This window comes from Bradyrhizobium sp. USDA 4541 (assembly GCF_024171085.1).
GTDB classification, from domain to species: Bacteria; Pseudomonadota; Alphaproteobacteria; order Rhizobiales; family Xanthobacteraceae; genus Bradyrhizobium; species Bradyrhizobium australafricanum.
On sequence record NZ_JALJZF010000001.1, the window covers coordinates 2,994,610 to 3,007,795 of the forward strand.

Sequence of the window (13,186 nt, forward strand, 5' to 3'; positions counted from 1 at the left end):
AGCCGGTGAACGGAACGCCGTCCACGGCATCGCTACTATCTTTGAGGATCCGCGGTGCCGCGCGACGGGTATCGCAGCGCGGGTCCAGCAGCGCGTTTCAGGTTCGCTGCTGAACCTGCGCCGAGTAGATATCGGCGAAGCGGTCGCACGACAGGTTCTTCTGCATCCTCCCCATCGTGTTGCGTGGAAGTAACTCGACAAAGACGATCGAACCGACTTCTCGCTTTCAGCCGGATCCCGACAAGCGGCGGAATCATGTCGTGGAGGTCCGGATTTTTACGGACTGAGCGTTAACGCTATCGCACGAGCACTAAGGCGGGGGTCTTGTCAGGACGCGATTTGGCCAATTTAATCGAGAGATTGCAGTACGTTATTCTTATTGTAGAGCGCATTTCCGATGAAAGCCATCGAGCAGATTGTTGCCGGCTACGTTTCGTTGAAAGATCGCCAAGCCCTGGAAAAGCTGAGGCACCATCGTCAGCAATTGCTGGATGATGTTCAGATGCACACCATTCCAGGGTTCAAGCCGTCGATCGTGAGCGATATCCTCCGCGAGGAGATCGAGGTCATCGAAGGCGCGCTAGCGCGCGTAGATGAGGATCGACCATAGTCATGAGCAAAAACTTCGACGAGATCGAGACACTGAAACCAATGGCCTGCAGTGCCATCACCGATCCCAGTCTGAGGATGATATACGAAGCTATCCGCGGCGCGCTCGAGGCCGACGATGAATTCGAGGCAAGCGGCAAAGATCCCAAATTCCGAGTCCGGTCGACGGCCGAATGGAAGCGGCATGCCCGCGATCTTGAGGCGGAGATGTTGAAGCGAGGGCTCGAGTTCGACGTTATCGATTGGACGAATGGTCAGAGTGAGCGGCGATACAGCCGGTGAAGGCACTCGCTGTTCATGCGTAAACGCCGTTGCGATGGCACCAACGGACAAACGTGTAGATGGACCAAACCCGCGACCAGTACATGCCGGGCGCTCCGTCGAGAAAGGCTCGCCAAAGTCGCTCAACCGCGTCGGGATTCAGGCCGGTAGGCGCGATCGCCTGCGGATCGCGCATGGTTCGATCCATGGCGTCCTTCAATCCGCGGCGAATCCACCGGTCAAAGGGCATGACGAAGCCAGTCTTTGGGCGCTCGAAGAGCGCAGGATCGAGACCGCGCAATCCGATCCGCCGAAGCATATCTTTGCGCCCCAAGGGCTGATATCGCGCTTGGTCCGACAGGGCGTCGACGCTTTCAAACAATACGTGGTCGACCAGCGGAACGCGCTGCTCGAGCGAGCTGGCCATGCTTGCTGCATCATTGTCGCGCAGGAGGCGTTCACCCAAAAAGAGACGTTGTTCCATCACGCTAATAGCGGAAACAGGGGTGCGGCCGGCCGTTTCGGCCGTCAGCCGCCGGCGCATCGCGTCGGGAAGGCCTTCCATGAGCGAGCCCGCGAAATCCGGTGCAAGCAATTCACCCTGAAATCCAGGCAGGAAGAGCGCGTAGGCCATCTGGTATAACGCCAGCAGATCCTCGCTACGATCGACCATATCCGGAAGCTTCGCCCAGCGCGTTTGAGGCAGCACGGGATGCGAGGATCGTCGCAGGGGCCAAGTCAACAAAGCTGCAGCCTTGGCTTGCCATTTTCTGGGAAATGCGCGGCCCCGATGACACCACTGTTGCAAGATCGGAAGATCGCGGTACGTCGGATACCCGCCGAACAGCTCGTCACCCCCGGTTCCTGACAGTGCGACGGTAAAGCCTGCTTGGCGAATGGCCCGGGAGATGAAATAGGCGTTCAGTCCATCGAAGGTTGGCTGGTCGAGACTATCGAGGGCGTCGTCCAGACTGTCGACGAACCGCTGCTCGGACAACACCACCTCATGATGCTGAGTGCCGATTGCCGCAGCGGTCTGTCTTGCGAACGGCGCTTCGTTGAACTGCTGGTCCTCGAACGCGAGCGTGAAAGTATGAACCGGGGCGTCAGCGGTCAGTTGCGCGAGATTTGCCATCGCGGAGGAATCGATGCCGCCCGACAGGAAAACCGCGAGCGGCACATCACTGGCGAGGTGAAGCTTCATCCCTTCGTCGAGGATCGAGGCAAGCGCCGCTTCGTCCATTGTCGGTTTTGGCGCCTCTCCGGGAATGCGCCAGAAATCGTGCTCGCTTATTTTGCGACCTGTCCCGTCAAACTCGGCGTAGTGACCCGGCGCAAGAAGTTCAACACCCTGAACGGCGGTGCAGGGGCCGACAACAAACCCGTTCCATACGTTGCTCGCAACCGCCTGCGGATCAAGACGCGGCGTTCCGAGCAAGCCTGAGGCCAGCAATGCACGCAATTCGGATGCAAATATCAGCGACCACGTCGTGTTCGGATTGCTGGACTGCGCGATATAGAGCGGCTTGATGCCGAGCTGGTCGCGCGCAAGGAGAAGTCGTCGCTTTTGCGGATCCCAGCTTGCGAATGCGAACATGCCGCGCAGCCATCCGACTGCCTCCAGGCCATGCAGCCCGAGTGCCCGCAGCATGACGGCGGTGTCGCCGCTGGACCGAAAAGACTGCCCTTCGCTCTCGAGGCGTTTGCGCAGGGCGACATAGTTGTAGATTTCGCCGTTGAACGAAATCACGTGCCCGGTTGTATCGTCCACCATCGGTTGGGCGCCGGCGGACGACAGATCGAGGATCGAGAGGCGGCGGTGATCGAGCATGACACCCCAGCCGCGGGCATCCGGCGTCGAAGCCCACGAGCCATGGCCGTCCGGCCCGCGATGGATCATGGCTTTGCTCATCCGAGCGAGCGCGGCCCGGTTGTTTTCGTCAAGCCGGCCGATGATACCCGAGATACCGCACATTCAATCGTCGCCTTCGCGGCTTGAGCTTGAGCTGGCCCGCACGAGGTAACGTTGCGGAGAACCTACCAAGACTGCTTCGGCAATGCTTTTACGTCGAAAATCCAAGCGGATAAATGGACACGCCGCCTTTCTATCATTGTTTCGTTAAGAGGAAACGAGGCAACCATTAACGCAAAGCGCAGGCTTAAGCATTGAGTAAGCCGAGCTATGTGAATGTGGGCCCCAGCGAGCATCTCAGTACCTGTCGACGTCGGCAGGCAGGTTTGGATCGATGCACTCAGACCGCCTAAATATTCTCTTCGTGTCACAGATGCCTGCGAGCCCGCCGCGGATCGGCGCGCAGGCACGCATGCACGGTTTGATGACGGAATTGGCTCAGCGCCATGACCTGACGGCAGTCATGCTCGTGGATGACGAGCACGACATCGACGAATGCCGAACTGCCATGCAGGCCTATTGCCGCAAGGTGGTGCTCGTGCGTAACCCGTTCGGTCGCGATGGGATGCCGAAGCGCTTGCTTCAACTGCGCTCCCTGGTATCGCCCCTCAGCTTCGAGCGTTTGCGAATCACGGCAGACGTGGTGCGTCAGACGCTGGATGACTTGCTTGGGTCGACGCGCTTCGACGTGGTTAATCTCGAGTTCACGTTCCTTGGTCACTACGAGCTGCGCAAGGCGCCGGCAGGAGAGAAGCTTCCGGTACTGGTCGTGGATTCTCACAACATCGACTACGACCTCGCCCGCCAGTACGCCCAAAGCGGCGACAGCCTGTTTCGTCGCCTTTATTCCGAAGTCAATTGGCGCAAGCTTCGGAAGGAGGAACTCGGGACCTATCGTGACGCAGACGGCGTCTATCTGTGCAGCGCTGCTGACGAACGACGGCTGCTTGAAGAAGTGCCGGAAGCCAGGACTGCCGTCATACCCAATGCCGCGGATATCGAGTTCTATCGCCCGCGTGCCGACGGTCCGAAGCCCGACGGACGCACCGTCGTATTCTTTGGCCTCTTGTCGTATGCACCGAATGTCGACGGTGTCATCCACTTCATCAATGATATATGGCCGCGCATCGCGGCCAGCCATCCGGATGCGCGTTGCAAGATCATTGGCGGTTCGCCGCCCTCCGCCCTGTTGGCGCTGGCAGGTCCCCGAATCGAGTTCACCGGCTTCGTGCCGGATCTGAGACCGCATCTTGCCGAGGCGGCGGTCGTCGTCGTCCCTCTGCGATTGGGAGGCGGGACACGGCTCAAGATTGTCGAGGCTATGGCGATGGGCAAGGCAATCGTCTCGACAACCCTGGGCGCCGAGGGGATCGAGGCCGTGCCGGATCGTAACATCATGATCGCGGACGATGTCGAGAGCTTTGCCGCCCGTGTCAGCGGCTTGCTGGGCGATGCCGATCGCGCTGCGGATCTCGGACGTTCCGCAAGGCATTTGGCCGAAAGCAAGTATGCCTGGAGTTCAGCAGCTCGCGCTCTCGAGGGTTTTTACCATACGAGGCTCGCCATCAGTTGCGGTACGGATGGGAAGGCGCCAACGCTTCGCCAGCAGCAACGGTGCGCTGAGCTTTGAAGAACCGCTTCAGGTCCAGGAAGCGCTTTTCGACGAATTCATAGCTCAGATAAGCGATCAGCAGCGAGACGAGTGCTCCCGCTGTCGCCTGTATTGCCACGGCTGCGCTGTGAGAGCCGAGCCATTCGCCGAGTGCCAGTTCGGTTCGGTGAGTCACGAGATAGTACGATATAAAGTGATGGTAGACGTACAGGCCGTAGCTATAGGTCCCGAGAAACATCAGCGGTCGGCTGCAGAAAAGGCGCGATAACAAGGAATGTTTTGGCGCAACGAGCACCCAGGTGAGGAGACAAGCCAACAGCACGGTGATGATGGAAGACCGAACCGGAAGGACGAAAGCGTTACCTTGGTCGGTCACCAGGCGCGTCCAGGTGAAAGTCAGGGACAGCAAGCCAAATGCAGTGGTCGCAACGTATGGAAGGGCGCCAACAAGTCGCTGAAGTCCGCCCGGTTGTCGGACCACCACGGCGAGAAAGGCGCCAAGGGCCAGACCGTCCAGGCGAAACGGTGTCAACACGTAGGTTGTCCACCAGCTAAGTCCGGCCAAGGAGCCGCCCAGGCGAGCGAGCATCGCAGCGACCGATAGGCCGAGGCTGACCGCAATCAACTTTCTCGGTTGCTTCGCGACCAGATATACGACGAGCGGCCAGAAGAAATAGAAATGCTCCTCGATGCAAAGCGACCAGAGATGCTCCAGATACGAGAATGACCAGTCACCGTTCCATGCGATGTAGACGTTTACTCCGTACAGCCAGGCCCAGGTCTGACGATCTATCAGATAGTCGAGGGTCGGACCACGCAGCGGGCTCAAAAGCGGAGCGACGAAGAAGACAAGCGCAAGCACGCCATAATAGAGCGGAAAAATGCGCAGCACGCGCCGTATATAGAAATTGCGAAAGAGGTTCGGCTCCTCCCTTGAATCATAGAGGATGCCGGTGATGAGAAAGCCGGACAGGACGAAGAACAACTCGACGCCGTAGGAGCCGTAGTTGGTGATTCCGACGACGATCTTCTCGACAGCGTTGGTGGGCAACGTATTGCCGACGAAGTGCAGCAGCATCACCATGACGATGGCAAGTCCCCGCACGCCGTCGAGCGCAGGAATGTGTCCGTGAAGGCGGGGCCACCGGTCGCGGACTGTTGCCTCGGCGGATTCGGTTGCCGGCAGCATACCTGCCGCGCGAGCCGATTCCGCCAGGCCAATTGTCGTCATCGGGACGACGTAACGATGGTTGTCGCGCCAGAGATGCTGCCGTTGGCGAGTCCCTTCAGCGTGTAGGCATCGATCCCGGCGACGATTGGATCGCTCACTGTGCCGATGATCATCCGCAGGTAAGTCATGAACTTTGTCGCTTCGACAGAATTTGCGTTGGACGCGAAGATGACATCTTTATTCCGCATCTCGAATTCTGTCGCGATGAAGTAGCCGCCGGGATCTCTCAAATCGAGAATATAGATAACGGGGACAAGGGGTCCGCTATAGCGAGTGCAGTCGACGCCGAGCTGCTTGGCAACTTCGCGTGGCTCTCCTCGGTAGATAAACACGGATCCAGGGTCGGCGTGATCATCCTTGAGGCCGCCTGCCTTCGCCATGGCCTCGGCCAGCGTCAGGCGCCAGGCTCCAAACGAGAACTGCCCCTGTTGCCCGGAGGCACCCATCGCGAGGAAGGTTTGCGGCTGCGTGAATACGTAGACCGTATCTTGGGGGCGAACGAAGATGTTGTTTGCCGGTTGGCTGAGCAGCGATCCGAACGGTGCGGTACCCTGCCGGCCGTCGCGTTCGAGGGTCACCCAGGTATCGAAGCCGGGATTCTTGGGGCCGCCCGCACGCGTGATGATGTCGAGCAGCCGCTCGCCGCTGGCGCTTGCGGGCAAGCGTGCAGGCGTTCCGACCTCGCCCAATACGCTGATGGACGTTGCCTTCTGATCCACCAGCGCAACCACTGCCTGTGGTTCGATCGCACGGTCCTGCAGGGACTTCACGATCGCATTCTGGACTTCCTCCGGCGTCCGGCCCGCAGCGCGGATCGAGCCACCGTACGGAACCGTGATGTTGCCTTTGTAGTTCACGGCCTGATTGGGCAACGTGACGTAATTTCCCTGACGTGTGCCGGCTTCGGTTGGAGTAAACAGGCCACCGGCCATCGATTCGAACAGCGTCACGCTGACCGTGTCGCCGATGCCAAAACGAATCTCGGGCGGACCGCGGCGATCCGTGAAAACGCGGTCGATCCGCCTAGAGTTGCGCACGAGGACCCTCTCGGTGTCAGCCGTGAGGCGCACCAGAGCATAGTGCACGCTTTCAGGGTCGGTCTGCCCCGCGCGGACATACGAGCTTGCCGGTCCCGAGGTCGGCATGGTCGAGCAGCCAGCGAGCGCGATTGTCGCTGTGATGGCCAGGGCGCCCAATAGGCGGCCACCACCGAGACGCGAGGAATTGCCAGCCGAATGCGCCGGCGTCACTTCGCGAGTGGTCAGGCGCGGCGTTCGTTGACTACTCTTGCCTGCACTTCTCGGCACGACATTGGACCCTGGTTAACGAAGATTAGCGAACGGAGTCTTGGTAAACGCCGGTCTCTTCTTCGCGCTTGCTTGCGCGCCGCTTGCGGTCGTCGCCGTCCGGCATCGACCGCCGCATCGCCGGACACAGGCTCGGAAGAAATTTGCGCGAGTAAACATGTGCTTACGCGGCATCCACAATTTCCCGGAATATCAATCGACCAGGCGAAACAGCCCGCCTTGTGCGCCACGCTAGGGGACAAGCGTTAACGAAGCGTTCACTATAAAAATTCAGGAAAGATTGACTTATCGTTGGTGTTCGGAGCCGTGTCTGAGTACGTGTTGGCGCCAGCCATTGAGAGGCTGATCGTATCGCTGCGTGGCCCTACGATCGGGCAAGGCGGGCGAGTAACGATCAGCGTGCTGCCTTGGCGACTGGAGTTGACGGGCACCGAGCATGCACGAAGCCGTATTGCGTTCTCAGCGACCAGGCTTGGCGGCCCCGTCCGATCGGGTAATCGATAGATACGCAATCATCCCGCTGCTGGCTTGTGTCTACGCCACGATTGCTTTTCCCCTGATCCTCGTGACCTGTAGTCCGACGGACTCGGCTTGTCTTTTGGAAGCTCGACCAGAGAGCAAATTCTTTTGGCCGATCCTGTCCGCAGTCGCGCTCGTCGTTGCGCTGCGCAATCGGTCGCGACTCCGCTTTCCGCCGATCCTGATCATACTGTTTGCCTATCTTGCGCTGGCGGGGGCGAGCGTTGCCTGGGCATTCAAGCCGGAGGCTTCGGGGATCAGATTTGCGCAGCAGGCCATGATCATTGCCTCGATCGCGCTCCCGGCGATCGTTGCAACTCGATCGACCGACCTGCTGCGCGGCTTGTTCTGGTGCTTCTTTATCGCTGCCGTGCTGAATCTGCTGTTCGTCATGGGCCGGCCGCCGATCGATGTGAAATTCGCCACATGGGGCTATCCGGGCTATTTCTCGGGCAAGAACTATCTAGGCGAATGCGCTGCCGTTGCATTCCTGCTTGCGCTACATGAACTGCTTCATCCCGGACGGCGACGGATTCTCGGCATCGTTACCGCGCTGATGTCTGTTGCGCTGCTGCTGCTGAGCAATTCAAAGACGGCGCTTGCTCTTGCGGTGCTTGTCCCTGCGTTCGCCTGGGCCTTGCTCAAGCTTTCCAGGGCTATCCGCGTTCCGGTGTGGGTGATTGTCGTATCGATACCGATTTGCTGGATGGTTTTTTCGTTCGTCACCGGCTTCAGCATGAATCGCGTATCGTACATGCTGTACGGCGATTCGACTTTCACAGGCCGTACCATCATTTGGGATTTTGCAAATATGCAAATCGCAAAGAAGCCGCTGCTGGGCTGGGGTTATCAGTCGTTCTGGCTGGTTGGACCCGACGCGCCGAGCATCGTGGAAGCGCCGGGCTGGGTCAAGGAGATGCCCAACGCCCACAATGGGTATGAAGACACGTTGCTCGAACTTGGCTATGCGGGATTTTTCCTGCTTGTCGCGTTCATCCTTGCGACGATACACGGCATTGGTCGCCTGGCGCGTTTTGATCTTTCGCGGGCATGGATCCTGCTGTCGATCGTTCTCTACGTTGCCATTACCAACGGTCTCGAGAGCACATGGATGCGCGGCTTCGAAATGCTGTGGGTCGTGTTCGTTATAGCCGCGGTTGAAGCTGCCAGATATTGGGGGCAGGCGCGTCCCGCGGCCAGCTTGCGGATAGCCAGGCGTCCAGCAATGCGGCGCACCCACGGATCGCGGTTCAGGCCGCCGTCCACTGCCGTCAACGTCGTGAGGTCACGCTAGCAGGCGCGAAGCCGGTCGGTTCGGCGCTGCAAGTCAGAGGATGCATGTTCAACCGGAAGGTCATCGCGACGCGGCGCAACCCTGGTCACCGGACGCTGCGAACGGCCCTGCGACGGCCTTGGCAGCGCTTGGCTGCAACGATGATCTTCGTTGCATGCTCAAGCCATTCGTCCGCATTTGCTCTCGATTCGATGGAAATACTGCCTTCAGATCGCGCGACCACCTGGCAACCCGGCCTGATGGCCGAGGGTGGTATACCCTCTCGAAAAACCATCTGCGCGACGCTGTCGCCTCGTGGCGGCACACTCGATGACGCTGCGGTAATCCAGGGCGCAATCAACGCATGTCCGGTAGGGCAGGTCGTGCAACTGTCCGCGGGACGGTTTCTGATCAATGGCGGCAATTTCCTGCTGCTCAACAAGGCAATTACCCTGCGCGGCTCCGGTCCGGGCCGGACGATGCTCGAAAAGCAGGATGGCGCGAAACCTTTCAATGACGCGGTCGGTGCCCGGCCGTCTCCGCTGGTCGTGGTGGGACCGTCGCTTTTCTCCAGCACGAGCGATACGGTCAATGCCGTGCGGTCGGCGAACCTTCGGAATGATGCAATAAAGGGCGAAAGAACGGTCGAGGTCGACGACGCTGCGGGCTTTGTGCCTGGACAGATCGTACTGCTCGACGAGGCGTCGGCCGCTGATTGGCGTGTCGACCCGCAGGGGCGAGGGCAGATCTGGGCGTCGGAAGATTTCAGGGTTGTCTGGCAAAAGCACAAACCTGCAATTCAGTTTGTCGACGACTTTGCACCCGATGGGTTTCCATCGACGCCGCAAAGCGCCGGATCGTGGTTCGGAAGACCTGATCGGCCCGTCGCCGAGATCAAGGAGATCAGCACCGTCTCCGGTTCCAGGATCACCTTCACGACCCCAATTCACATCAGCTATCGGAAGGCAAACGCAGCTCAACTGTCACGGTTCGCGCAGCCGCATGTGAAGCACGCGGGCATCGAAGATCTGGCGCTCAAGGGGGGCGACGCGGGCAATCTTCGCTTCAATTGGGCTGCTTCTTCGTGGGCGAAGAATGTCGACAATTCGGTTTGGCACGGCGAAGGCTTTGCAATTCACAGCTCCTTCCGGGTCGAACTGCGCGAGTTCTACGTGCACGACGCGGCCTGGGCTCAACCCGGCGGAGGCGGATATGCCATTAGCCTTTCCGCCGGATCGTCGGAAGCTCTGATCGAGAATGGAATTGCCGTGAGGGCCAACAAGCTGGTGGTGGCGCGTTCCGCCGGGGCTGGTTCGGTGGTCGGTTACAACTACATGGACATGGGCTACATCAATACCAATGGAGCCTGGATCGAGACCGGGCTCAACGCCAGCCACATGGTGGGCGCCCATCACGTCTTGTTCGAGGGCAACTATGCTCAGAACGCCGACAGCGACGACACTCACGGCAACAGCATCTATCACACGTTTTTCCGCAACTATCTGCGCGGCGTCCGGGCAGCGTTCGACAATCAGGCTGGCGGGACGATCGATGATGTGTCGCAGCTCCGCAATGGGCCGCGTCGCGCCGCCGGTCTGATGGCGTATTCCTACTGGATGTCTTTCATAGGAAACGTGCTCGGGGTTCCCGGTCAGATGGACGGCTGGTCGTATGAAACTTGTTTTACCGACGCAAAGCCCGGCGTCTGGATGCTCGGCTGGGACGCCGTGAAGCCATATCCGACGGACGCAAAGGTTGCGACGTCCACGATTCGATATGGCAATTTTGATTACCTCACCAACAAAACGCACTGGGATTCCGGAAGCGAGGATCAGGCCTTGCCTGCTTCCATGTACCTCACAAGCCGCCCCCCGTTCTTCGATGCCGGGCGCGGATACGAGTGGCCTTGGGTGGACCCGGTCGGGATAACGAAGCTTCATGTGCTTCCGGCCAAAGCGCGCTATGACGCCGGCACGCCGTTCGTGCAGCCAAATTTGGATGGATCGGCACGCAAAAGTTCGCAGTGAGCACACGCCTCGTGGGCAATGATTAAATATGTTTTGAACAGGCGCGGTATTGCGTCAATGCGTCACCTGACCGACGCCGAGCTCGGAGGCTAACTAGGCGAGCGCCCCGATTTAAATGCTGCAGACGTCGTTAACTACAATAGAAGCTAAGGCCTTCTGATCCGCGCGGACCTTGGGCATTTCTGCACGTTTTGGTTTAATCAGATTGCCGATTCGCTATCCGGTTAGTCTCCGGAAGAGGAATTTGATGCGCAAATCGGTCTTTCACGAGGATTGGTGGCTGGATGCGCTGGCTCCCGGTGGCTGGCGCGAAGTCACTTGTTCGCGTGGCGGGCGCGTCGTGGGTTCTCTCCGGTTCGTCACGCGTACTGAAGGCGGGATGAACATATGTAAGATGCCTCAAATCACACGCTTTCTCGGGCCGACGGTCACGCTGCAGTCCGGCAAGACGGAAGCGCGCATGCGGTTGGCGCATGCGGTCATCACTGACCTGCTCAAGCAGGTCGCGGATTTCGATCACGTCGAGATGACGCTCGATACCGGGTTCAGCGATGTGGCCGCGTTCCTCGCGTGCGGCTACGAGGTGCGCGCGCATCCGACTTTCATGCTGAAATGCGCGATCCCCCGAGACGAGCTCTGGTCGGGATTGCGCGACAAGACGAAGAACGTGATACGACGCGCGCGGGAACGGCTCGCCATTCGCGAAGTCACGTCCCCAAAATACTTCGTGAAGTATTACCAGGCCAACCTGGAGGGCGCGAAGTCGTATTTCGACCTCTCGCGATTGGAAGCTGTCTATGCCGCCGCGAACGAGCGACAGCAATGCAAGATCCTCGCGGCGGTGGACTCGAACAACAACGTCCACGCCCAGGTCTTCTTCGTCTGGGACCACAAGTTCGTGCACTATTTCCTGTCATCGCGGGACAGGAGCATTGCGCATCCAGGCGCAGTAAGTCTGCTCCTCTGGAGTGGCATCGAGCTGGCGCACGAGCGGGGCCTTCATTTCGATTTCGATGGCGGAATCGAAAACGAGGCGCGATACAAATTCGTTGTGGCGTTCGGCGGAGAATTGGCCAATCGCTTCGACGTCAGCCGCTCCACCACACGTTACCGGCTTCACCGGCAACTACGCAGAGTTCCCCAAGCGCTGCTGCGGCGTCTCTCGCCTGGCGCCGCTACCGGCGACGTCAACGATCATGGGGTACGGCTCAACCATTTTCCATCGTCCTGAGCGGATCGTTCCCGCAATTTCAGGCGCGCCATTAACTAAGGTTTTACAAACACGTGCATCAGCGGGCGATTTTGAAATAAGTAGGCGAGATAGAAACAGAATAAATTTGGAGGCGTTTAGATGCGCGTTCTCGTGAGCGGACATCTCGGCTACATCGGAACAGTGCTCACCCCGATGCTACGGCGTGCCGGGCACGAAGTCGTGGGCCTCGACAGCGATCTGTACTCTCGCTGCACATTTGCAGAAGGCGGGTCGATCGTGGATGTGCCGGCCCTTTGCAAGGACACGCGAGACATCGAACTTGCGGACCTGAAGGCTTTTGATGCGGTCCTGCATCTTGCCGCGCTGTCTAACGATCCGCTCGGCAATCTGAGGCCTGGCCTTACCGACCAGATCAATCATGTAGCCAGCGTGCGCCTCGCGCAGCTGGCCAAGCAAGCCGGTGTGCGACGGTTCGTGTTTGCGTCCTCCTGCAGCAACTACGGCAAGGCGGGCGACGGGATGATCGACGAAACCGGAGCCCTCAACCCGGTGACTGCTTATGGCGAATCCAAGGTGCAGTCGGAGCGCGATATTGCCAGCCTCGCCGGTGACGGATTTTGCCCGGTCTACTTGCGACCCGCAACGGCTTACGGCGTATCTCCCCGGCTCCGATTCGATGTCGTGCTGAACAATCTCGTTGCCTGGGCGGTGACAACGCGGAAGATCCTCTTGAAGTCGGACGGCACGCCCTGGCGGCCCATCGTTCACATCGAGGACATCTCCCGCGCCTTTATCGCGGCGATGGAGGCTCCCGAGGCGGCGGTGTTCAATGAAGCTTTCAACGTCGGCCAGACGGCGCACAACTACCAGATCCGCGATCTCGCGAAGATCGTCGCCGATGTTGTCCCCGGTTGTCAGATCGAATTTGCCGATGGCGCCGGTCCCGACACGCGGTCCTATCGCGTGAGCTTCGAAAAGATTCGAACCAGGCTGCCGGAGTTCAAGCCGCAATGGGATGCGAAGATGGGCGCGGAGCAGCTCTATAAGGCCTACCGGGTCTCGGGCATCACGCTCGAAGAGTTCGAAGGTCCCCGGTATCAGCGCATCAGCCACGTCAACAAGTTGCTGGCGGACGGCGTGCTCGATGCGGATCTCCGCCATGTAAAGTCGAGGCAGAGCGTCGGGCAATCGGCTCTCGCCGCGAACTAATACACGCGCCGAT

General features: G+C 59.5%; 10 protein-coding genes. 7 read left to right on the forward strand and 3 right to left on the reverse strand.

Features of this window, described 5'->3' with window-relative positions:
• Positions 1-397: 397 nt before the first annotated feature.
• Both J2R80_RS14105 and J2R80_RS14110 read left to right on the forward strand, forming a co-directional pair.
• On the forward strand, positions 398-610 hold the full coding sequence (locus J2R80_RS14105) for a hypothetical protein (RefSeq protein ID WP_028333410.1): 213 nt from the start codon (positions 398-400) through the stop codon (positions 608-610).
• Positions 611-612: 2 nt separating this feature from the next.
• Entirely contained in the window at positions 613-891 is a 279-nt protein-coding gene (locus J2R80_RS14110; protein WP_057017387.1) for a hypothetical protein, read from the forward strand.
• A gap of 13 nt (positions 892-904) precedes the next feature.
• Here J2R80_RS14110 and asnB read toward each other — a convergent pair whose 3' ends face one another.
• Positions 905-2,845 (reverse strand): asparagine synthase (glutamine-hydrolyzing), encoded by a 1,941-nt coding sequence (asnB, locus tag J2R80_RS14115; RefSeq protein WP_253638764.1) that lies wholly within the window; start codon positions 2,843-2,845, stop codon positions 905-907.
• A gap of 271 nt (positions 2,846-3,116) precedes the next feature.
• Between asnB and J2R80_RS14120 the strand changes: the two genes are divergently transcribed.
• Positions 3,117-4,412: a glycosyltransferase family 4 protein gene (locus J2R80_RS14120; protein WP_168855323.1), complete on the forward strand. Its 1,296-nt coding sequence runs from the start codon at positions 3,117-3,119 to the stop codon at positions 4,410-4,412.
• On the opposite strand, the gene J2R80_RS14125 is transcribed toward J2R80_RS14120, so the two are convergent.
• Positions 4,348-5,625, reverse strand: a complete 1,278-nt coding sequence (locus tag J2R80_RS14125) for an acyltransferase (protein ID WP_253638765.1) — start codon at positions 5,623-5,625, stop codon at positions 4,348-4,350. The genes J2R80_RS14120 and J2R80_RS14125 overlap by 65 nt on opposite strands.
• Positions 5,622-6,821 (reverse strand): polysaccharide biosynthesis/export family protein, encoded by a 1,200-nt coding sequence (locus J2R80_RS14130; protein WP_057017391.1) that lies wholly within the window; start codon positions 6,819-6,821, stop codon positions 5,622-5,624. Before J2R80_RS14130 ends, J2R80_RS14125 begins: the two co-directional genes overlap by 4 nt.
• A 547-nt stretch (positions 6,822-7,368) precedes the next feature.
• Between J2R80_RS14130 and J2R80_RS14135 the strand changes: the two genes are divergently transcribed.
• The 4 genes from J2R80_RS14135 (at position 7,369) to J2R80_RS14150 (ending at position 13,173) form a co-directional block, all read left to right on the forward strand.
• Positions 7,369-8,745 carry an O-antigen ligase gene (locus J2R80_RS14135; protein ID WP_253638766.1) on the forward strand — a complete coding sequence of 459 codons (1,377 nt, stop codon included), beginning with the start codon at positions 7,369-7,371 and terminating at the stop codon, positions 8,743-8,745.
• Positions 8,746-8,789: 44 nt separating this feature from the next.
• Positions 8,790-10,751: a hypothetical protein gene (locus tag J2R80_RS14140; RefSeq protein ID WP_244558773.1), complete on the forward strand. Its 1,962-nt coding sequence runs from the start codon at positions 8,790-8,792 to the stop codon at positions 10,749-10,751.
• 247 nt (positions 10,752-10,998) lie between these two features.
• The gene (locus J2R80_RS14145; RefSeq protein WP_253638767.1) at positions 10,999-11,982 is read left to right on the forward strand and encodes a GNAT family N-acetyltransferase; all 984 of its coding nucleotides are present in this window, start codon (positions 10,999-11,001) and stop codon (positions 11,980-11,982) included.
• 120 nt (positions 11,983-12,102) lie between these two features.
• Positions 12,103-13,173: an NAD(P)-dependent oxidoreductase gene (locus J2R80_RS14150; RefSeq protein WP_076826903.1), complete on the forward strand. Its 1,071-nt coding sequence runs from the start codon at positions 12,103-12,105 to the stop codon at positions 13,171-13,173.
• The last annotated feature ends 13 nt before the right edge of the window (positions 13,174-13,186 follow it).

What these genes read in the sequence shown, in the direction of transcription:
- J2R80_RS14135 (WP_253638766.1), top strand. Translation starts at nt 7,369, where the DNA reads ATGCACGAAGCCGTATTGCGTTCTCAGCGACCAGGCTTGGCGGCCCCG.
- J2R80_RS14105 (WP_028333410.1), top strand. Translation starts at nt 398, where the DNA reads ATGAAAGCCATCGAGCAGATTGTTGCCGGCTACGTTTCGTTGAAAGAT.
- asnB (WP_253638764.1), bottom strand. Translation starts at nt 2,845, where the DNA reads ATGTGCGGTATCTCGGGTATCATCGGCCGGCTTGACGAAAACAACCGG.
- J2R80_RS14110 (WP_057017387.1), top strand. Translation starts at nt 613, where the DNA reads ATGAGCAAAAACTTCGACGAGATCGAGACACTGAAACCAATGGCCTGC.
- J2R80_RS14120 (WP_168855323.1), top strand. Translation starts at nt 3,117, where the DNA reads ATGCACTCAGACCGCCTAAATATTCTCTTCGTGTCACAGATGCCTGCG.
- J2R80_RS14150 (WP_076826903.1), top strand. Translation starts at nt 12,103, where the DNA reads ATGCGCGTTCTCGTGAGCGGACATCTCGGCTACATCGGAACAGTGCTC.
- J2R80_RS14145 (WP_253638767.1), top strand. Translation starts at nt 10,999, where the DNA reads ATGCGCAAATCGGTCTTTCACGAGGATTGGTGGCTGGATGCGCTGGCT.
- J2R80_RS14125 (WP_253638765.1), bottom strand. Translation starts at nt 5,625, where the DNA reads ATGACGACAATTGGCCTGGCGGAATCGGCTCGCGCGGCAGGTATGCTG.
- J2R80_RS14140 (WP_244558773.1), top strand. Translation starts at nt 8,790, where the DNA reads ATGTTCAACCGGAAGGTCATCGCGACGCGGCGCAACCCTGGTCACCGG.